The 21,133-nt window shown below is 69.5% G+C and carries 15 protein-coding genes; 13 read left to right on the top strand and 2 right to left on the bottom strand.

Annotated features, from left to right (window positions below):
- The first annotated feature begins 128 nt into the window (after positions 1-128).
- Entirely contained in the window at positions 129-2,429 is a 2,301-nt protein-coding gene (locus tag AC5L3C_RS12705) for an ABC transporter family substrate-binding protein (protein WP_493649082.1), read from the top strand.
- Between the two features lie 70 nt (positions 2,430-2,499).
- On the opposite strand, the gene typA is transcribed toward AC5L3C_RS12705, so the two are convergent.
- On the bottom strand, positions 2,500-4,416 hold the full coding sequence (gene typA, locus AC5L3C_RS12700; protein WP_493649081.1) for a translational GTPase TypA: 1,917 nt from the start codon (positions 4,414-4,416) through the stop codon (positions 2,500-2,502).
- A gap of 442 nt (positions 4,417-4,858) precedes the next feature.
- Here typA and AC5L3C_RS12695 point away from each other — a divergent pair, with 442 nt between their 5' ends.
- From AC5L3C_RS12695 to AC5L3C_RS12650, 10 genes are all read left to right on the top strand, one after another.
- Positions 4,859-5,905, top strand: coding sequence for an ABC transporter permease (locus AC5L3C_RS12695; protein WP_125504406.1), 1,047 nt, complete (start codon positions 4,859-4,861; stop codon positions 5,903-5,905).
- 100 nt (positions 5,906-6,005) lie between these two features.
- Complete coding sequence (locus AC5L3C_RS12690) at positions 6,006-7,808, top strand: ABC transporter substrate-binding protein (protein WP_125504405.1); 1,803 nt, start codon at positions 6,006-6,008, stop codon at positions 7,806-7,808.
- A gap of 105 nt (positions 7,809-7,913) precedes the next feature.
- Positions 7,914-8,891: an ABC transporter permease gene (locus AC5L3C_RS12685; protein ID WP_125504404.1), complete on the top strand. Its 978-nt coding sequence runs from the start codon at positions 7,914-7,916 to the stop codon at positions 8,889-8,891.
- 10 nt (positions 8,892-8,901) lie between these two features.
- The gene (locus AC5L3C_RS12680) at positions 8,902-9,963 is read left to right on the top strand and encodes an ABC transporter ATP-binding protein (protein WP_493649080.1); all 1,062 of its coding nucleotides are present in this window, start codon (positions 8,902-8,904) and stop codon (positions 9,961-9,963) included.
- A gap of 15 nt (positions 9,964-9,978) precedes the next feature.
- Complete coding sequence (locus tag AC5L3C_RS12675; protein ID WP_493649079.1) at positions 9,979-11,100, top strand: ABC transporter ATP-binding protein; 1,122 nt, start codon at positions 9,979-9,981, stop codon at positions 11,098-11,100.
- 200 nt (positions 11,101-11,300) lie between these two features.
- Positions 11,301-12,926, top strand: coding sequence for a peptide ABC transporter substrate-binding protein (locus AC5L3C_RS12670; protein WP_493649078.1), 1,626 nt, complete (start codon positions 11,301-11,303; stop codon positions 12,924-12,926).
- 6 nt (positions 12,927-12,932) lie between these two features.
- Positions 12,933-13,856: an ABC transporter permease gene (locus AC5L3C_RS12665; RefSeq protein WP_493649077.1), complete on the top strand. Its 924-nt coding sequence runs from the start codon at positions 12,933-12,935 to the stop codon at positions 13,854-13,856.
- The gene (locus AC5L3C_RS12660) at positions 13,849-14,832 is read left to right on the top strand and encodes an ABC transporter permease (RefSeq protein ID WP_493649076.1); all 984 of its coding nucleotides are present in this window, start codon (positions 13,849-13,851) and stop codon (positions 14,830-14,832) included. The genes AC5L3C_RS12665 and AC5L3C_RS12660 overlap by 8 nt, the downstream gene beginning before the upstream one ends.
- A 6-nt stretch (positions 14,833-14,838) precedes the next feature.
- Complete coding sequence (locus AC5L3C_RS12655) at positions 14,839-15,813, top strand: ABC transporter ATP-binding protein (protein WP_493649075.1); 975 nt, start codon at positions 14,839-14,841, stop codon at positions 15,811-15,813.
- Positions 15,806-16,837 carry an ABC transporter ATP-binding protein gene (locus AC5L3C_RS12650; RefSeq protein WP_493649074.1) on the top strand — a complete coding sequence of 344 codons (1,032 nt, stop codon included), beginning with the start codon at positions 15,806-15,808 and terminating at the stop codon, positions 16,835-16,837. Before AC5L3C_RS12655 ends, AC5L3C_RS12650 begins: the two co-directional genes overlap by 8 nt.
- A 148-nt stretch (positions 16,838-16,985) precedes the next feature.
- On the opposite strand, the gene AC5L3C_RS12645 is transcribed toward AC5L3C_RS12650, so the two are convergent.
- Positions 16,986-19,124 carry a S9 family peptidase gene (locus AC5L3C_RS12645; protein ID WP_493649073.1) on the bottom strand — a complete coding sequence of 713 codons (2,139 nt, stop codon included), beginning with the start codon at positions 19,122-19,124 and terminating at the stop codon, positions 16,986-16,988.
- 176 nt (positions 19,125-19,300) lie between these two features.
- On the opposite strand from AC5L3C_RS12645, the gene AC5L3C_RS12640 reads away from it, so the two are divergent.
- Together AC5L3C_RS12640 and AC5L3C_RS12635 are read left to right on the top strand one after the other, a co-directional pair.
- The gene (locus tag AC5L3C_RS12640) at positions 19,301-19,495 is read left to right on the top strand and encodes a hypothetical protein (protein ID WP_125504395.1); all 195 of its coding nucleotides are present in this window, start codon (positions 19,301-19,303) and stop codon (positions 19,493-19,495) included.
- A gap of 87 nt (positions 19,496-19,582) precedes the next feature.
- Positions 19,583-21,022 carry an amidase gene (locus AC5L3C_RS12635; RefSeq protein ID WP_493649072.1) on the top strand — a complete coding sequence of 480 codons (1,440 nt, stop codon included), beginning with the start codon at positions 19,583-19,585 and terminating at the stop codon, positions 21,020-21,022.
- Positions 21,023-21,133 lie beyond the last annotated feature (111 nt).

The raw sequence follows: 21,133 nt of genomic DNA, 5'->3' as shown, positions 1-21,133 counted from the left end.
ACCCGTGGCCGCCGTGTCGCCCTGAGTTGCCGAACCCTTTCCTCTTCAGTGGGCCGCATAGATCGGATGAGCTCCAAATACCACCAAAAGTGATCGTAACGCCCGCGGCTTTCCGGAGGTACCCAGAGATGTCCCACGACGGCATCGGCCCGCGCGCGGCTCTGCGCTCGGTCGCCTTCCTGACCGCCGGCATCCTCACGGTGCCGGCACTGGCCGGATGCGGGTCCGACGATCCCGCGGGCGAGCCGGCGGCCGGGGCGGACATCGCACGCGCCGACCGGGCGAAGATCGCGGACGGGGGCACGCTGCGCTGGGCCGTGGACTCCGTCCCGGACACCCTGAACACCTTCCAGGCGGACGCCGACGCCACCACCTCCAAGATCGCCCAGGCCGTCCTGCCGTCGATGTACCGGATGGACCGCCGGGGCCGGACGGTGCGCAACCCCGACTATCTGGAGTCCGCCGAGGTCGTCGACACCGAGCCCCGGCAGGTGGTCGTCTACCGGCTCAACCAGCAGGCCGTCTGGAGCGACGGCCGCGAGATCGGCGCCGCCGACTTCGCCGCCCAGTGGCGCGCCCTGTCCGGCAAGGACACCGCCTACTGGACCGCCCGCAACGCCGGTTACGACCGCATCGAGAAGATCGAGCGGGGCGACAACGACCTCGAGGTCAAGGTCACCTTCCGCCGCCCCTACGCCGACTGGAAGTCCCTGTTCACGCCGCTGTACCCCAAGGAGGTCACGGGCACCCCGGACGCCTTCAACGACGGGGCGCGCAAGAAGCTGAAGGTCACCGCCGGGCCCTTCACGGTGCAGAAGGTCGACACCGAGGAGGACGAGGTCACCCTCGTGCGCAACAAGCGCTGGTGGGGCGACCCGGCCAGGCTGTCGAAGATCGTGCTGCGCGCCGTGCCCCGCGACAAGCGGATCTCCGCGCTCAGTGACGGCACCCTCGATCTGGCCGAGATCGATCCCTCCGCCGCCCGCCGCATCACCGTCGCCGCCCTGCCGCGGAGCGAGTCCAGCCCTCTCATGGGCCCCGGCGCCGACCGGTCCGCCGCGGACGATCTGCGCTCCTGGGCGGTGGCCCACGGCTCCGACGAGGAGGCCGCCGACGAGGAGATCTCCGCCCGCAAGAAGCTGCGCAAGAAGGCCGCCAAGTACGCCCGCCAGCAGAAGGCCCTCACCGGCTTCGAGGTGCGCAAGTCGCTGGAGCCCGCCTACACCCAGCTCGCCCTCAACGGCGCCGACGGCCCCCTCGCCGACGAGCGGGTCCGCCGCGCCGTGGCCCGTGCCCTGGACCGCCGGGCCCTCGCCGAGACGGTGCTGGAACCGCTGGGCCTGCCCGCCCAGCCCGTCGGCAGCCACCTCGCGCTGGCCGGCCAGGCCGCCTACGCCGACAGCAGCGGCGCCCTCGGCAAGCAGGACGTCAAGGAGGCCCGGGCGCTGCTCGCGGACGCCGGCTGGGTGCCGGGCGGTCCGGTCAAGGAGGAGAAGAAGGAGGACGAGGGCGAGGAGGCGGCAGGCGCGGAGGGAGAGGACGCCTCCGTGGACACCTCCGAGGGCGCCTCCGACGAGGCCTCGGGGGAGGACTCCGGCAGCGAGTCGGAGGGCGGCGACGACGGCGTGTACATCGTCGGCGAAGACGACACGGACGGCGATACGGACGGCGAAGGGGACGGGAACGGCGAGGGGGACGGGAACGGCGAGGGGGACGGGGACGACAAGGCCCCGCGCGACTCCGACACCGGTACCAAGCAGCTGCGGCAGAAGAACGCCCCCGGCGCCTACGCCCCGGAGGGCACTGCCGCCCCGGCCCGCGCGGAGAACGCCCCCGTCGCCAAGGACGGCAAGGCGCTCACCCTCCGCTTCGTCCTGCCCACCGGACCGGGCTCGGACACGCTGGCCACCGTGGCCGACCGGATCGCGAAGATGCTGAAGCGGATCGGCATCCGCACCGACATCAGCAAGGTCGACGACGAGAGCTACTTCAAGGACCACATCGCCTCCGGCGAGTTCGACCTCGCCCTGTACTCGTGGCCCGCGACCGCCTTCCCGGCCACCGACGCCGGCCCCGTCCACGCCAAGCCGGTCCCGGCCGCCGACGGCTCCCTGAACGTGCAGCAGAACTGGACCCGCGTCGGCACCGACCAGGTCGACCAGCTCTTCGACCAGGCCATCGGCACCCTCGACGACGCCGAGCGGCACGCCCTGATCCGCAAGGCCGACTCCCGCATCTGGGCGGCGGCCGGCTCGATCCCCCTCTACCAGCGCCCCCAGCTCGTCGCCGCCCGCAAGAACCTGGCCAACGCCGGCGCCTTCGGTCTGCGCACGCCGGTGTACGAGGACATGGGCTACCTGAAGAAGTCCGCCCAGGGCCCGGCGGGCTCGCCGGGCGCCCGGAGCACCGAGTCGCCGGCCGGGGACTGACCGCCCCGCCGCACACGTCGGCGGCCCGCCCCGAGCGAGGTGGGCCGCCGACGTACGGGTGCCTGCCGGATCAGCCGTGCTTGGCGCGGCTCGCGGCGCGGGCGCGCTCGCGGGCGTCCAGGTTCACCTTGCGGATGCGGACGGCCTCCGGGGTGACCTCCACGCACTCGTCGTCGCGGCAGAACTCCAGGGACTGCTCCAGCGACAGCTTGCGCGGCGGAACGATCGACTCGGCCACGTCGGCCGTGGACGACCGCATGTTGGTGAGCTTCTTCTCCTTGGTGATGTTGACGTCCATGTCGTCGGAGCGGGAGTTCTCACCGACGATCATGCCCTCGTACACCTCGGTGCCCGGCTCGACGAAGAGCACGCCGCGCTCCTGGAGGTTGGTCATCGCGAACGCGGTGACCGCGCCGGAGCGGTCGGCGACCAAGGAGCCGTTGTTGCGGGTGGTCAGCGTGCCGAACCAGGGCTCGTGGCCCTCGTGGATGGAGTGGGCGATGCCCGTGCCGCGGGTCTGGGTCAGGAACTCCGTACGGAAGCCGATCAGACCGCGCGAGGGCACCACGAACTCCATGCGCACCCAGCCGGAACCGTGGTTGGACATGTTGTCCATACGGCCCTTGCGGACGCCCATGAGCTGCGTGACCGCGCCCATGTGCTCCTCGGGGACGTCGATGGTCATGCGCTCGACGGGCTCGTAGACCTTGCCGTCGACGTCCTTGGTGACCACCTGGGGCTTGCCGATGGTGAGCTCGAAGCCCTCCCGGCGCATGGTCTCCACCAGGATGGCCAGCGCCAGCTCGCCGCGGCCCTGCACCTCCCAGGCGTCGGGGCGGTCGGTGTCCAGCACGCGGAGCGAGACGTTGCCGATCAGCTCGCGGTCGAGGCGGTCCTTGACCTGGCGGGCGGTGACCTTGCGGTCCTTGACGGCCGCCTTGTTGTCGGCACCCTTGCCGGTGCCGCCGCGGCCGACCAGCGGGGAGGTGTTGGTGCCGATGGTCATGGAGATCGCCGGCTCGTCCACCGTGATCAGCGGCAGCGGAACCGGGTTCTCCGGGTCGGCCAGGGTCTCGCCGATCATGATGTCCGGGATGCCGGCGACGGCGCAGATGTCACCGGGGCCGGCCTTCTCGGCGGGCTTGCGGGTGAGCGCCTCGGTCATCATCAGCTCGGAGATGCGCACATTGGCCACGGAGCCGTCGCGCTTCATCCAGGCGACGGTCTGCCCCTTCTTCAGCTCGCCCTGGTGGACGCGGAGCAGGGCGATGCGGCCGAGGAAGTTGTCGGCGTCGAGGTTGGTGACGTGGGCCTGGAGCGGGGCTTCGGCGTCGTAGACCGGGGCCGGGATGTAGTCCAGGATTGTCGAGAAGAACGGCTCCAGGCTGGTGGAGTCCGAGGGGACCGTGCCGTCGGCCGGCTTGGTCAGGGAGGCGACGCCGTCGCGGCCGCAGGCGTAGACGATCGGGAACTCGATCTGCTCCTCGTCGGCGTCCAGGTCGAGGAAGAGGTCGTAGGTCTCGTTGACGACCTCGTCGATCCGGGCGTCCGGGCGGTCCGTCTTGTTGATGCACAGGATGATCGGCAGCCGCTGCTGGAGCGCCTTGCGCAGCACGAAGCGGGTCTGCGGCAGCGGGCCCTCGGAGGCGTCCACCAGCAGCACCACACCGTCGACCATCGACAGGCCGCGCTCGACCTCGCCGCCGAAGTCGGCGTGGCCCGGGGTGTCGATGATGTTGATCGTGATGGGCTCCCCGCCGTCCTTGGGGTGGTACTTCACCGCCGTGTTCTTGGCGAGGATCGTGATGCCCTTCTCACGCTCCAGGTCGTTGGAGTCCATCATGCGGTCGTCGACCGAGTCGAGCTGGTGGGCGGCGAAGGCGCCGGCCTGCTTGAGCATGCCGTCGACGATGGTGGTCTTGCCGTGGTCGACGTGGGCGACGATGGCGACGTTGCGGATGTCGTGACGTGTTGCGGACGGAGCCATAAAAGGCGTACTCCCGGAGTGCTGAGGAATGCCCTGCACGAGCATCTGTGGTGTGCGGGCCCTGCCGGGCTGACACACGCCACGGCCTCACCCCATGGTACGGCCCGCCGGACGGTCCGCCGTCGCGAGCTCACCAGCCCCCCGCGTCTCCCGGGATGTGAGAAGTCTCGTTCGGATATCGGTGTGCCCCCGAACACGTTTCGGACATGTAAACAAAATGGTGCACCTAAATGCCCGAATTGCCGGTTTATCGGCGGGGGTGTCAAGCGCGCGCAGATGTCAATCTTTGCAATTTTTGCTCAAAATATGGACGGTAGGGAGATCCCTATGTCTTGCGCCCTTGACGCGCGTTGACGGTCTTGGCGAAAGTTCCCCCCAAACCACAGAACCTGCCGGTATCTGTGCTGCGCTCAACTCTCCAACCCCCCGGGGGACGAACACGATGACCAGTCCAATCAAGGCCGAGGACTCCGGGTCCGCGGCTGTCTTGGACCCTGAGCTCGCGGCGACCGCCGAAAAATCGGTCGCCTCGGGCGCGAAGCAGCCCGAGGGTCGTTCCCCCGGCCAGTTGATGTGGCAGCGGTTCAAGCGCGACCGTACCGGGGTCGTCTCCGCTTGCGTAGTGATTTTCTTCTTCGTCGTCTCCGCGTGCGCTCCGCTCATCGCGAAGGTGTACGGGAAGGATCCCTACACGCTGTACGCCCAGGAGCCGGAGTACCCCTTCCTCCTGGACGACTTCGCCATGCCCACCGGTTCCTTCGGTGGCATGTCGGGCGAGTTCTGGTTCGGCGTGGAGCCCAGGCTGGGCCGCGACGTGTTCACCATGCTGCTGTACGGCATCCGGACCTCGCTGTACATGGCCGTGGTCGTCACGACACTGTGTGTGATCACGGGTGTCGTCATCGGCATGGTCATGGGCTACTTCGGCGGCCGCGTGGACTACTGGCTGGGGCGGGTCACCGACTTCTTCCTGGCCTTCCCGCAGCAGCTGTTCTTCATCGCCTTCATGCCCGTGGTGGTCGCGATGTTCGTCGACCCGCAGGACGAGACCCCCACCTACCTGCGGGCCATAGCGATCACCCTGGTCATGTGGTTCCTCGGCTGGATGGGCCTGGCCCGTCTGGTCCGAAGCTCCGTACTCTCGCTGGCCGAGAGGGAGTTCGTCGAGGCGGCCAAGGTGTCCGGCGCCTCTCCGTGGCGCATCGTGCGCAAGGAGATCCTGCCGAACATCGTCACCCCGATCCTGGTGCAGGCCACCTACATCCTCCCGGGGACGATCCTCTCCATCGCCTTCCTCTCGTACATCGGTGTCGGGTTCGTGGAGCCGACCCCCGACTGGGGCCGGATGTTCGCCATCGGTGCCGACGTGTACGAGCAGGACCCGATGTTCATGTTCTTCCCGGGCGTGGCGCTGGTGATGTTCGTTCTCGCCTTCAACCTTCTCGGAGACTCCGTCCGGGACGCATTCGACCCCAAGACCGGACGGTAATCGTCCATTGGTGGTGGGGGAGCTGCCGCCCCCGTGCCGGGCGACCGGACCGTCAGGCAGCACTCGTGGACAACTATTGACAGGTAGGTGCATCGGCATCATGAAGCCCATCAGAACGCGTACCGCGCGTGCCATCGCAGTCGCCTTCGTGGCCGGCTCGCTGGCGCTGACCGGCTGCTCCGGCGACAACGGCGGTGGCAGCAAGGGCAAGGACGACGCGAAGAACCAGAAGGACGCTGCCGAACAGCAGGATCCTGTCGCCTACGGTGACGCCGCCGCCTCCACCGGCCCGGCCGAGGAGGTCTCCGGAGCCAAGTCCGGCGGCTTCATCAACGTCTACATGCAGTCGGACCTGACCCACATGGACCCGGGCCAGATCTACGTCTCCGACGCCGGTCAGTTCTCCAACCTGATCCACCGCGGTCTGACCAACTACCAGGAGGACGAGGAGGGCAACCTCACGGTCGTCGGTGACATCGCCACCGACTCCGGCAAGTCCTCCGACGACGGCAAGACCTGGACGTACACGCTCAAGGACGGCGTCAAGGACGAGGACGGCAACGCCATCACCTCGGCCGACGTCCGCCACACCATCGAGCGCCTGTACTCGAAGGTCATCTTCGACGGTCCGACCTTCGTGCAGTCCTGGCTCTCGGGCAGCGACTACCGCAAGGCGCTGCCGGACGGCCCCTACAAGGGCAAGCACCTGCCGGACTCCGTCCTGGAGACCCCGGACGACAAGACGGTCGTCTTCCACTTCGACAAGCCGCAGCCGGACCTCCCGCAGGCCCTGGCCATGGCCGGCTACGCCATCGTGCCCGAGAAGCAGGACACGAAGGAGAAGTACGACGACGCCCCCGCCGCGCTCGGCCCCTACAAGATCGCCGAGTACAAGCCGGGCAAGTCGATGAAGCTGGTCAAGAACGACCAGTGGGACCCGAAGACGGACGCCGTGCGTCACCAGTACGTCGACGGCTACAACTTCAGCTCCACCATCGACCAGGCCAGCCAGACCAAGCGCCTGATCGCCGACCAGGGCGAGGCCAAGAACGCCATCCAGTTCACCGACCAGGTGGACCCGGCGCAGATGTCCACCGTCATCGGTGACGCGAGCGCCAAGAAGCGCACCGTCCAGGGCTACCAGCCCTACGTGTGGCAGCTGACCTTCAACCTGGACCGGATGAAGGACAAGAAGATCCGGGACGCGATCACCCACGCGATCCCGAGCCAGTCCATGGTCCAGGCGGACGGCGGCCGTTACGGCGGTGAGGTCGCCGGCGGTCTGTTCGCCCCGACCCTGCCGAACTTCGACCCCGAGTACGACCCGTTCGGCAAGCTGAAGAAGCCCAACGGTGACCCGGAGAAGGCCAAGGAGCTGCTGAAGGAGGCGGGCTTCAAGGAGGGCACCAAGATCAGCTACGCCTACTCCAACACCCCGCGTGGCCAGGCGCAGCAGGTCATCATCAAGGACGCCCTCGAGAAGATCGGCTTCGACGTCCAGGCCAAGGAGATCGACCGGGCCAGCTTCTACGAGCAGGTCGGCAAGCTGGACAACCCGTACGACATCTACATGACCGGCTGGGGCCAGGACTGGCCGTCGCCGTCCACGGTCGTCACGCCGGTCTACGACGGTGAGCTCATCCAGGATGGTGCGTCGAACTACTCGCACATCGACGACGAGCAGGTCAACAAGCTGATCCAGAAGGCCCTGACGCAGGAGCCGGAGGAGGCCGCCAAGACCTGGGAGCAGGCTCACCACCGCATCGTGGAGGAGATCAACCCGGCCGCCCCGGTCTACTACGCGAAGGCGATGCAGCTCTACGGTTCCAACATCGGTGGCGCCAAGTACAGCACCCGGTCGAGCTACGTCGACCTCAACGACCTGTACCTGAAGCAGCCGTAAGCCGTCAGTTCGGCTGACCGCGGGGGTGTGCGCCAGGCGGAGCGCACCCCCGCGGACGGTTCCCCCCTCCCCGCCGCCGCGTTTCGAAGAGAGCATCCACCCGCCATGCTTCAGTTCCTCATCCGCAGGCTGATCGGCGCCGTCGTCATCATGTTCCTGATCGGCGCCTTCACGTTCTTCCTGTTCTATACGGTTCCTCAGGACTTCGCCGCGCTGTCCTGCGGAAAGAACTGCTCGCCCGAGAACCTCGCCGTGATCCGCGAGAACCTCGGACTGGACAAGCCCATCACCACCCAGTTCTGGGAGTTCATGTCGGGCATCGTCACCGGGCGGGACTTCGCGACCGGCCACTGCTCCGCGCCCTGCCTGGGGCAGTCCTTCAGCACCGGTGAGTTCGTCTGGGACTCGATCCTGGACCGCTTCCCGCTGACGCTCTCGCTGACCGTCGGCGGTCTGGTGATCTTCCTCGTCGTGGGTCTCGGCGCCGGTCTGCTGGCCGCCTGGAAGCGCGGCACCGTGGCCGACCGTGCCGTCAGCGGTGCCTCCATCGTGCTGAGCTCGTTCCAGATCTACTTCCTCGGCCCGATCGTCCTCGGCATCGTCGTCTACCAGACGGGCTGGATGGACAACCCCAAGTACCACCCGTTCACGGACAACCCGCTCACCTGGGCCGCCGGCCTGCTGATCCCGTGGGCGGTCATGGCCACCATCTTCACCGCGCAGTACACCCGTATGTCGCGCTCCACGATGATCGAGCAGCTCCAGGAGGAGCACGTCCGCACCGCGCGCGCCAAGGGCATGAAGCAGAGCTACGTCTTCTTCCGGTACGCCTGGCGCGGCTCGCTCATCCCGATCGTCACCATCCTCGGCATCGACCTCAGCGCGCTGCTGTCCGGCGCGGTGGTCACGGAGTTCACGTTCGACCTGGCCGGTGTCGGCCGTCTCGCGGTGGACTCCTCGCTCACGAAGGACCTGCCGGTGACCATGGGTGTCATGCTGTTCGGGGCGTTCTTCATCCTGCTCCTGAACATCCTCGTGGACCTCGTCTACGCGTACATCGACCCGCGCGTGCGGCTCAGCTAGGAGAAACACCGTGACCACACTGACCAAGACCGAAGGTGACAAGGCCCCGTCCGGGTCCGGTGCCTTCCTCTCGGTCCGCGACCTGCGGGTGCGGTTCTCCACTGAGGACGGCATCGTCAAGGCGGTCGACGGACTGTCCTTCGACGTCGAGCGCGGCAAGACCCTCGGCATCGTGGGCGAGTCGGGCTCCGGCAAGTCCGTCACCAACCTGACGGTGCTCGGCCTGCACAACCCCAAGAGCACCACGGTCGAGGGCGAGATCGTCCTCGACGGGCAGGACCTGATCACCGCGTCCGAGAAGGAGCTGGAGAGGCTCCGCGGCAACAAGGTCGCGATGATCTTCCAGGACCCGCTGACGGCGCTCTCGCCGTACTACACGGTGGGCCGGCAGATCGCCGAGCCGTTCATGAAGCACACCGGCGCCTCCAAGAAGGCGGCGCGGGCCCGGGCGATCGAGATGCTGACCAAGGTCGGCATCCCGCAGCCCGAGTCCCGGGTGGACGACTACCCGCACCAGTTCTCCGGCGGTATGCGCCAGCGCGCCATGATCGCCATGGCGCTGGTCTGCGACCCCGACCTGCTGATCGCGGACGAGCCGACCACGGCCCTGGACGTGACGGTGCAGGCCCAGATCCTGGACCTGCTCAAGGACCTCCAGCAGGAGTTCGGCACCGCGATCATCTTCATCACCCACGACCTCGGCGTCATCTCCGACATGGCCGACGACCTGCTGGTGATGTACTCGGGCCGGGCCGTGGAGCGCGGCAGCGTCCGCGAGGTGCTGCGTGAGCCCAAGCACCCCTACACCTGGGGCCTGCTCAGCTCGATGCCGCGCCTGGGCGGCGACACCTCGCAGGCGCTCAACCCGATCCCCGGGTCCCCGCCCAGCCTGCTCAACCCGCCGTCCGGCTGCCCCTTCCACCCGCGCTGCGCGTTCACCGGCCAGGTGTCGGGCAACCGGTGCAGCACCGAGCGGCCGCAGCTCGGCGAGGGCCGTGCCGCGGCGTGCCATCTGACGGCGGAGCAGAAGCAGACCATATTCATCGACACGATCCAGCCCCGGCTGCGCTAGGGAGAGATCCGAGACATGAGCGACAACCTCACCCTCCCCGCACAGCAGGGCTCCACCGGCGCGTCCACCGAGACGCTGCTGAAGGTGGAGGGCCTGACCAAGCACTTCCCGATCTACGGCGGCTTTCCGATCAAGCGGAAGGTCGGCGCCGTCCAGGCGGTCGACAAGGTCGACCTGACCGTCGGCGTCGGCGAGGCCGTGGGCCTCGTGGGTGAGTCGGGCTGTGGCAAGTCGACCACCGGCCGGCTCATCACCCGGCTCCTCGAGCCGACGGGCGGCAGGATCGAGTACGCGGGCCGCGACATCACGCACGCCAAGCGCAAGGAACTGGCGCCCGTGCGGTCCGAGATCCAGATGATCTTCCAGGACCCGTACTCCTCGCTGAACCCGCGGCAGACCGTCGGCACCATCATCAAGTCGCCCATGGAGGTCAACGGGATCGACCCCGCCGGCGGCCGGGAGAAGAAGGTGCGCGAGCTGCTCGAGCTCGTCGGCCTCAACCCCGAGCACTACAACCGCTTCCCGCACGAGTTCTCCGGCGGCCAGCGCCAGCGCATCGGCGTGGCCCGTGCCCTGGCGCTCAACCCGAAGCTGATCGTCGCGGACGAGCCGGTCTCCGCGCTGGACGTGTCGATCCAGGCGCAGGTCGTCAACCTGCTGCAGAAGGTCCAGGAAGAGCTGGGCATCGCGTTCCTGTTCATCGCCCACGACCTCGCGGTGGTCCGGCACTTCTCGCAGCGCGTGGCCGTGATGTACCTCGGCAAGGTGGTCGAGGTCGGCGACCGGGACTCCATCTACAACCGGCCCCGGCACCCCTACACCCACGCGCTGCTGTCGGCCGTGCCCGAGGTGGCGATGGACGACGAGCAGGAGAACCGGGAGCGCATCCGCCTCTCCGGTGACGTGCCGTCGCCGATCATGCCGCCGTCCGGCTGCCGCTTCCGCACCCGCTGCTGGAAGGCGCAGGACAAGTGCGCCACCGAGGAGCCGCCGCTGGTGCGGCTCTCCGACAGCCGCGAGGGACACCTGACGGCCTGCCACTTCCCGGAGGACCCCAGCACCGAGGCCCGTGCGGAGGACGTCGTCCTCGACCCGGCGCTGAAGGCGCTGGAGGAGACCGCGGTCGAGAAGGACTGACCGCACCCCGACGCAGCAGCGGCTGCCGATCGCCCCTCACGGGGGCGGACGGCAGCCGCTGCTGTCGTGTCCGCCGTACGTGCAAACGGCTGGAGTCGGCCCCCGTACAGGTGCCGTACATGTGCGCCATGCACCTTGTGCGCCGATATTGGCGTCAAGGATCACCGCACACAGTCAGCGCACGTACGAGGAGGCACCCCATGCGCCGAGCCACGCACGCCCGATGGGCCGTCTGCGCGATGGCGGTCGCCCTCGCCGCGACCGCCTGCGGAAACGAGGACGGCGGCGCCGGCGACGCCGGCGCCGTGCTGAGCGCCTCCTGGGGCGACCCGCAGAACCCGCTGGAGCCGGCGAACACCAACGAGGTGCAGGGCGGCAAGGTCCTCGACATGATCTTCCGGGGGCTCAAGCGCTACGACCCCGTGACCGGCGAGGCCCAGGACATGCTCGCCGAGAAGATCGAGACCTCCGACTCGCAGAACTTCACCATCACCGTCAAGGACGGCTGGACCTTCAGCAACGGCGAGAAGGTCACCGCCCAGTCCTTCGTCGACGCCTGGAACTACGGCGCGAGCCTGCGCAACAACCAGCGCAACGCGTACTTCTTCGGCTACATCCAGGGCTACGACGAGGTCCACCCCGAGGAGGGGGAGCAGAGCGCCGACACCCTGTCCGGGCTGAAGGTCACCGGCGAGCGCACCTTCACCGTCGCGCTCACCCAGAAGTTCTCCACCTTCCCCGACACCCTGGGCTACAACGCCTTCGCCCCGCTGCCCCGCGCCTTCTTCGACGACCACGACGCCTGGGTGAAGAAGCCCGTCGGCAACGGTCCCTACCTGGTCGACTCCTACACCCGCGGCTCGCAGATGTCGCTGCGCACCTGGGCGGACTACCCGGGTCCCGACAAGGCGCGCAACGGCGGCGTCGACCTCAAGGTCTACACCGACAACAACACCGCCTACACCGACCTCCTGGCCGGCAACCTCGACCTGGTCGACGACGTGCCCGCCCCGCAGCTGAAGAACGTGCGCGACGACCTGGGCGGCCGCTACCTCAACACCCCCGCCGGCATCATCCAGACCCTCGCCTTCCCCTTCTACGACGAGGACTGGAACAAGCCCGGCTCGGAGAAGGTCCGCACCGGCCTGTCCATGGCGATCGACCGCAAGCAGATCACCGACACGATCTTCCAGAAGACCCGCACCCCCGCCACCGACTGGACCTCACCCGTCCTGGGCGAGGACGGCGGCTTCCAGGACGGGCTGTGCGGCAAGGCCTGCGAGTACGACCCCGAGGGGGCGAAGAAGCTCATCGAGGAGGGCGGCGGCCTGCCCGGCGGCAAGGTGACGATCACCTTCAACGCGGACACCGGATCCCACCGCGAATGGGTCAACGCCGTGTGCCACTCCATCAACAACGCGCTGGACGACGAGCGCGCCTGCACCGCCAACCCGGTCGGCACCTTCGCCGACTTCCGCAACGAGATCACCGGGCGGAAGATGACCGGCCCGTTCCGGGCGGGCTGGCAGATGGACTACCCGCTCATCCAGAACTTCCTCCAGCCGCTGTACTACACCGACGCCTCCTCCAACGACGGCAAGTGGTCCAACCAGCAGTTCGACGATCTCGTCGACCGCGCCAACCGGGAGACCGACACCGCCACGGCCGTCGGCCTGTTCCAGCAGGCCGAGGAGGTCGTCCGGGACAACATGGCCGCGATCCCGCTCTGGTACCAGAACGGCAGCGCCGGCTGGTCCGAACGGCTGTCCGACGTCAAGCTCAACCCGTTCAGCGTCCCCGTGTACGACCAGATCAAGGTGAGCTGATCCGCCATGGGGCGCTACGTCGTCCGGCGTCTGCTCCAGATGATCCCGGTGTTCGTCGGGGCCACGCTGCTGATCTTCCTCATGGTCCATGTGATGGGCGACCCCATCGCCGGACTGTGCGGCGAACGCCAGTGCGATCAGGCGACCGCCGCCCGGCTGAAGCGGGAGTTCGGCCTCGACCAGCCCGTCTGGCGGCAGTACCTGACCTACATGGGCAACGTCTTCACCGGCGACTTCGGCACGGCCTTCAACGGCCAGGAGGTCACCGAGCTGATGTCGACGGCCTTCCCCGTGACCGTCCGGCTCACCCTGATCGCGATTCTCTTCGAGATCGTCGTCGGCGTCACCCTCGGCGTGCTCACCGGACTGCGCCGGGGCCGCCCCGTCGACACCGGTGTCCTGCTGGTCACCCTCGTCGTCATCTCCGTGCCCACCTTCGTCACCGGCCTGCTGCTCCAGCTGCTGCTGGGCGTGAAGTGGGACTGGATCCGCCCCTCGGTCTCCTCCGAGGCGCCCTTCGGTGAACTGGTGCTGCCCGGCCTGGTGCTGGCCTCGGTCTCCCTCGCCTACGTCACCCGGCTGACCCGCACCTCCATCGCGGAGAACCGCCGCTCCGACTATGTGCGCACCGCCGTCGCCAAGGGCCTGCCCCGGCACCGGGTGGTGGTCCGGCACCTGCTGCGCAACTCGCTGATCCCCGTGGTCACCTTCATCGGCGCCGACATCGGCTTCCTCATGGGCGGCGCCATCGTCACCGAGCGGATCTTCAACATCCACGGCGTCGGCTACCAGCTCTACCAGGGCATCCTCCGGCAGAACACCCAGACCGTCGTCGGCTTCGTCACCGTGCTGGTGCTGGTGTTCCTGCTCGCCAACCTCCTCGTCGACCTCCTGTACGCCGTGCTCGACCCGAGGATCCGCTATGTCTGACCAGCCCTACGACCCCGAGCGCGCCGTCGCGGCCACCCCGGCGGGCGGCACCGTGGACGTGAGCCTCGACGCGGCGGAGACCCTCCAGCAGGGGCCGAACGGCCCGGACGGCCCCGCCGAGGAGCGGGAACGGCCCCGCTCCCTGTGGTCCGACGCCTGGCGGGACCTGCGCCGCAACCCCGTCTTCATCGTCTCGGCCCTGGTCATCGCCTTCCTCGTCCTCATCTCCCTGTGGCCCTCGGCCATCGCCTCCGGCAGCCCCCTCGCCTGCGACCTGTCCAAGGCCCGGCAGGGCTCACAGGCCGGGCACCCGTTCGGCTTCGACGGCCAGGGCTGCGACGTCTACACCCGCACCGTGTACGGCGCCCGCACCTCCGTGGCGGTCGGCGTCCTCGCCACGCTCGGTGTCGCCGTCCTCGGCAGCGTCCTCGGCGCCCTCGCGGGGTTCTTCGGCGGCGTCTGGGACGCGGTCCTGTCCCGGGTCACCGACGTCTTCTTCGCCATCCCGGTCGTCCTCGGCGGACTGGTGCTGCTGTCCGTCATCACCAGCAGCACCATCTGGCCCGTCATCGGCTTCATCGTGCTGCTCGGCTGGCCGCAGATCTTCCGCATCTCCCGCGGCGCCGTCATCACCGCCAAGCAGAACGACTACGTCCAGGCCGCGCGGGCGCTGGGCGCCTCGAACGCCCGCCTGGTGCTGCGGCACATCGCGCCCAACGCCGTCGCGCCGGTCATCGTCGTGGCGACCATCGCGCTGGGGACGTACATCTCGCTGGAGGCCACCCTGTCCTACCTCGGCGTCGGACTGAAGCCGCCCAGCGTCTCCTGGGGCATCGACATCTCCGCCGCCTCCCCGTACATCCGCAACGCCCCGCACGCGCTGCTGTGGCCCTCCGGGGCCCTCGCGGTCACGGTGCTGGCGTTCATCATGCTCGGCGACGCGGTGCGCGACGCCCTGGACCCGAAACTGAGGTGATCCGCCGTGCTGCTCGAAGTACGGGACCTGCACGTGGAGTTCCACACCCGGGACGGGGTCGTGAAGGCCGTCAACGGCGTGAGCTACGGCGTCGAGGCCGGCGAGACGCTGGCCGTGCTGGGCGAGTCCGGCTCCGGCAAGTCGGTGACCGCGCAGGCCGTCATGGGCATCCTCGACATGCCGCCCGGCCGGATCACACGCGGCGAGGTCGTCTTCCGGGGGCGGGACCTGCTGGGGCTCAAGGAGGACGAACGCCGGCGCGTCCGGGGCGCCGAGATGGCGATGATCTTCCAGGACGCGCTGTCGTCCCTCAACCCCGTGCTCACCGTGGGCGACCAGCTCGGCGAGATGTTCACCGTGCACCGGGGCATGTCCCGCAGGGACGCGCGGGCCAAGGCGGTCGAGCTGATGGACCGGGTGCGCATCCCCGCCGCCCGGGAGCGGGTCCGGCAGTACCCGCACCAGTTCTCCGGCGGCATGCGCCAGCGCATCATGATCGCGATGGCGCTGGCCCTGGAACCGGCCCTGATCATCGCCGACGAACCGACCACCGCCCTGGACGTCACCGTCCAGGCCCAGGTCATGGAGCTGCTCGCGGAGCTGCGACGCGAGTACCGCATGGGCCTCGTCCTCATCACCCACGACCTGGGCGTGGTCGCCGACGTCGCCGACCGCATCGCCGTGATGTACGCGGGCCGCATCGTCGAGTCGGCGCCCGTGCACGACATCTACAAGGCACCCGCGCACCCCTACACCCGGGGCCTGCTGGACTCCATCCCGCGCCTGGACCACAAGGGCCGGGAGCTCTACGCCATCAAGGGCCTGCCGCCCCACCTCACCCACGTCCCGCCCGGCTGCGCCTTCCACCCCCGCTGCCCGCTGGCCCGCGACGTCTGCCGCACCCAGGAGCCCCCGCTGTACGAGGTGTCGCCGACGCGGGGGAGTGCCTGCCACTTCTGGACGGAGTGCCTCGATGGCTGAGCCGGCCGAGACGGTCCTGGAAGCCGGCAACCTGGTCAAGCACTACCCGCTGACCCGGGGCGTCGTCCTGCGCAAGCAGGTCGGCGCGGTGAAGGCGGTCGACGGCGTGGACTTCCGCCTCGGCCGGGGCGAGACGCTGGGCATCGTCGGCGAGTCCGGCTGCGGCAAGTCGACGGTGGCGAAGATGCTGGTCAACCTGGAGCGGCCGACGGCCGGTTCGATCCGTTACAAGGGCGAGGACATCACCCGGCTGTCCGGGCGCGCGCTGAAGGCCGTACGCCGCAACATCCAGATGGTGTTCCAGGACCCGTACACCTCCCTCAACCCCCGGATGACGGTGGGCGACATCGTCGGGGAGCCCTACGACATCCACCCCGAGGTGGCGCCCAAGGGCGACCGGCGCCGCAGGGTGCAGGAGCTGCTGGACGTCGTCGGCCTCAACCCGGAGCACATCAACCGCTATCCGCACCAGTTCTCCGGCGGTCAGCGGCAGCGCATCGGCATCGCGCGGGGGCTGGCGCTGCGGCCCGAGGTGATCGTCGCCGACGAGCCGGTCTCCGCGCTGGACGTCTCGGTGCAGGCCCAGGTGATCAATCTGATGGACCGCCTGCAGAAGGAGTTCGACCTCGCCTACCTCTTCATCGCGCACGACCTGTCGATCGTGCGGCACATCTCGGACCGCGTCGGGGTGATGTACCTCGGCCGGATCGTGGAGACCGGCACCGACACCGAGATCTACGACCATCCCACGCACCCCTACACCCAGGCGCTGCTCTCCGCCGTCCCCGTGCCGGACCCGGAGGCCAGGGAGCGCCGGGAGCGGATCATCCTCAGCGGCGACGTCCCGTCCCCCACGAACGTCCCCTCCGGCTGCCGCTTCCGGACCCGCTGCTGGAAGGCGCGGGAGCGCTGCGCGCGGGAGGTGCCGGTGCTCGCGGTGCCCGAGCCGTTCGCCGCGGACGGGGGCCCGGCGGCGCATCCGTCGGCCTGTCACTTCGCCGCGGAGAAGCAGGTGGTGCCGTGAGGCGGGGTGCCCGTGAGGCGGGGCGGAAACGGTGGCGGGCCGGGATGACATGGCGCATCCCGGCCCGCTTACGGCACCCGCACGGCCGTACGCTGATCAGCGTTCCCCGTCCGTATATCGGAACCGCTTCCGCGGAGTTGCCGGTGTGTTAACGCGGTTCGTCCCCGTTTGCCAGGCCCAGGGAGCGCCTGAGGAAGTCGAGCTGGAGCCGGAGCAGGTTCTCGGCGACCTCCTCCTGCGGGGTCATGTGCGTGACGCCGGACAGCGGCAGCACCTCGTGCGGCCGGCCGGCCGCCAGCAGCGCCGAGGACAGCCGCAGCGAGTGCGCGACGACCACGTTGTCGTCCGCGAGGCCGTGGATGATCATCATCGGCCGGTGCGGTGCGACGGCGTCGACCAGGCCCGTGTCGTCGATCACCGAGTTGCGGCGGTAGACGTCCGGCTGTTCGTCCGGGAGACCGACGTAGCGTTCCTGGTAGTGGGTGTCGTAGAGGCGGAGGTCGGTGACCGGGGCGCCGACCACGGCCGCGTGGAAGACGTCGGGGCGGCGCAGGGCGGCGAGGGCCGCCAGATAGCCGCCGAAGGACCAGCCCCGGACGGCGACCCGGTCCAGGTCGAGCGGGAAGTCGGCGGCGAGCGCCTGGAGGGCGTCGACCTGGTCCTGGACCACGACGGCGGCGATGTCGTCCCGGACGGACTTCTCCCAGGCGGGCGAGCGGCCCGGGGTGCCGCGGCCGTCCGCGACCACCACGGCGAACCCCTGGTCGGCGAACCACTGCGAGGTCAGATGCGGGTTGTGGGCGGCGAGCACCCGCTGCCCGTGCGGACCGCCGTAGGGATCCATGAGCACCGGCAGGGGGGTGTCACCGGCGTAGTCCCGAGGCATAAGCACGGCGCACGGAATACGGCGTGCGCCCCCCTGTGTCAGCGTCACGCGGGGGGACATTCCCGGGTTTTCGGCATACGACCGGACAGTCGCCGTCGGTTTCCCGTCACGCAGCACCCGCGCCCGCGAACCTGGCCGATCCGGCGTCGCGGAGACGAGCACGGTCACGCCCCCGGCGCGGACCGCCGAGTGTACGCCGGGCTCCTGCGAAAGGCGCTCCACACCCAACTCGTTCACCCGGTACACATGCACCTCGCCGATCTCCGGATCGGCCGCCTCCTCGCCCGCCGACGCCGAGACCAGCACGTCGTCGTCGGAGACGTCGAGCACCGCGCGGATGTGCAACTGCGGCCCGGTCAACGGCCGTTCGCCCACGGCGAGTCGTCGCGCACCCCCCTCGTCCGCGACCCGCACCAGCTGACCCGAGGGGCTCCAGCAGGGCACCCCGGGGAAAAGTTCCAGCCAAGTTGGATCTTCGTCGGCGTGCACCATCCGGGTCGCCCCGGTGTCCGGGTCCACGGCCAGGATCAGCGAGGCGCGCTGGTCGCGCGACTGCACGAGGAGCAGCGGGGCACCCGCCGCTGACCAGTGCACTCGTGCCAGATACGGGTAGCGTGCGCGGTCCCAGGCGACCTCGGTGCGCGTGCCGTCGAGGCCGATGACGAACAGCCGGACCTCCGCGTTCGGGGTGCCCGCCGCCGGGTAGCGGACCGGGCTCGGCTCCTGTTCCGGACGGGCGGGATCGGAGATCCACCACGGCCGCACCGGCGTGTCGTCCACGCGTGCCACCAGCAGCCGGTCCGACTCCGGCGCCCACCAGAAGCCCCGCGAACGCCCCATCTCCTCGGCCGCGATGAACTCCGCCAGACCGTAGGTGACCTGCTCGGACTCGGGTGCCGCGAGCGCGCGGTCCTCCCCGCCCTCGGCCCCGGTCACCCGCAGGGCACCGCGGGCGACGTAGGCGACGTACCGTCCGTCGGGCGACGGGCGGGGGTCGATCACCGGCTGCGGCGTGGGCAGTTCACGTGCCGTGCCGGCCCGCAGCTCGGCCGTGAAAAGCCGCCCTGACAAGGCGAAAGACGCCAGCTCGACCCCCGCGTCGGTGGCGTAGCCGACGATGCCGGCACCGCCTTCACGGCTCCGTTCGCGCCGCGCGCGCTCCTCGGCGGAGAGGTGCTCCAGGGCGCCGCCCAGCAGGGCGCGCGGGTCGGCGGCCATGCGCTCCTCGCCGCCTTCCGTGTCGAGGACCCGGAGCGATTGGGCCCGGTCCGTACCGGAACCCGAGCGCAGGAACACGACACGCGAGCCGTCGGGCGCCACGGTGAACGAACGCGGCGCGCCGAGCGTGAAGCGCAGGGTGCGGGCGTGCCGTCGGGGGAAGGAGTCAGCCTCGGTCGTCATGCCTTGACCATATTGGCCATGCGCCCCCTTGTGCGGCAGTGCGCCGATCGATGCGCACGTACGGATAGTTATGATCGTTAGCGCATAGTGGGTATGAACCTGCTGGCTGCTGTGTGGATTTATCTGCCCCCATATTCCTACCCCCGCGCCCTTGGGATCCTTGGAGGTGAGCCGCCGTGGCACTCTCGATTTCGGCGGTGGTGCTGCTGGCGATCATCGTCTTCCTGCTGATCAAGAAGTCCGGCCTGAAGGCCGGGCACGCCATCGTGTGCATGCTGCTCGGCTTCTACCTCGCCTCTTCCACGATGGCCCCCACGATCAGCGAGCTGACGAACAACATCGCGGGGATGATCGGCAGCATCAAGTTCTGATCCCGGCCGGCGGACCCCTCGCGTGTTACTCGTCGGTAAGTCATGATGGCGTGGACCAGCATCCACGCGTTCAGGGCGGAGCCGACGGTGACGACTTCCGAGGAACAGAGCGAGGGCCGGAGCGAGACGCGGGACAGGGTGCACGTCTTCCGCGACGACGCCCTCGGTGACCACGACGCGGTCGGGCTCGCGCAGGCGATCCGCCGGGGCGAGGTGAGCGCGGCCGAGGCCGCCCGGGACGCGGCGGCACGCGTCCGGGACGTCGAGGACCGGCTGCACGCCGTCCAGGTCCACCTCGACGCCCCGGCCCACGCCGCGCGGCCCGGCGGCGCGCTCGCCGGGGTGCCGACGTTCGTCAAGGACAACACCGACTACCAGGGACTGCCCACCGGCCACGGCAGCGCCGCCTTCGCGCCCCGCGCGGCCCGCCGGCACGCGCCGTTCGCCCGCCAGTTCCTGAGCACGGGCGTCACGGTGCTCGGCAAGACCAAGCTGCCCGAATTCGGCTTCAGCCCCACCACGGAGTACGAGGCGGGCGAGCCCGTCCGCAACCCGTGGCACCCGGACCACTCGGCGGGCGGTTCGTCGGGCGGCAGCGCGGCACTCGTGGCCTGCGGGGCCGTGCCCATCGCGCACGCCAACGACGGCGGCGGCTCCATCCGCATCCCCGCCGCCTGCTGCGGCCTCGTCGGTCTGAAGCCGACCCTGGGCCGGGTGGCGCTGAACGCGCAGAGCCGCCAACTGCCCATCGACATCATCACCGACGGCGTCGTGAGCCGCTCGGTGCGCGACAGCGCGGCCTTCCTCGCGGCGGCCGAGCAGCACTACCGCAACCCCAAGCTGCCGCCCGTGGGCCTGGTCGAGGGCCCCTCCGACCGGCGCCTGCGCATCGGCCTGCTGACGGACTCCCCGAACGGCGTCCGCTCCGACGCCGACACCCGGGCGGCGGTCGAGGAGACGGCCCGGCGGCTCGAGGGGCTCGGCCACACCGTGGAGCCGGTGGACCTGCCCATCGACCCGCGCTTCACCCAGGACTTCCTCACCTACTGGGGCCTGCTGTCGTTCCTGATCGGCGTCACCGGCCGCAGACTCGGCACGGACTTCGACCGCCGCCGCATGGACGGGCTGAGCCGCGGCCTGCGCGAGCAGTACCTGCGGGACTGGCGCACCACACCGGGCGTCCTGCGCCGCCTGAAGCGCACCCGCGAGGCGTACGCGGCCGGCTTCCGCGGGCTCGACGTGATCCTCTCCCCGGTCCTCGCCCACACCACCCCGCGGCTCGGCCACCTCAGCCCGAACGTCCCCTACGCCACCCTGATCGAACGCCTCGTCAACTACGTGGCTTTCACCCCGGTCAACAACATCGTCGGCACCCCGTCCCTCTCGGTACCGGCCCTACGCACCACCGCGGACGGCCTCCCCATAGGCGTAATGTTCTCCGCCCGCCCCGGCGCGGAACGCACACTCCTGGAACTGGCTTACGAACTGGAAGCGGACCACCCGTTCCCGAGCCTCCGCACCCCCTGACGGCTCCCGGCCCGGACCGCCCTCACCCTCCCACCGGCCCCCCGAGGACCTCCTCCACCGCGACCCGCGGCGAGGGCAGATGCTCCGGCCAGACCATGAACACGGCCTTGG

This window comes from Streptomyces speibonae, assembly GCF_984686075.1.
The sequence above is the reverse complement of the archived record's forward strand: the minus strand, read 5'-3'. Positions and strand labels throughout refer to the sequence as shown.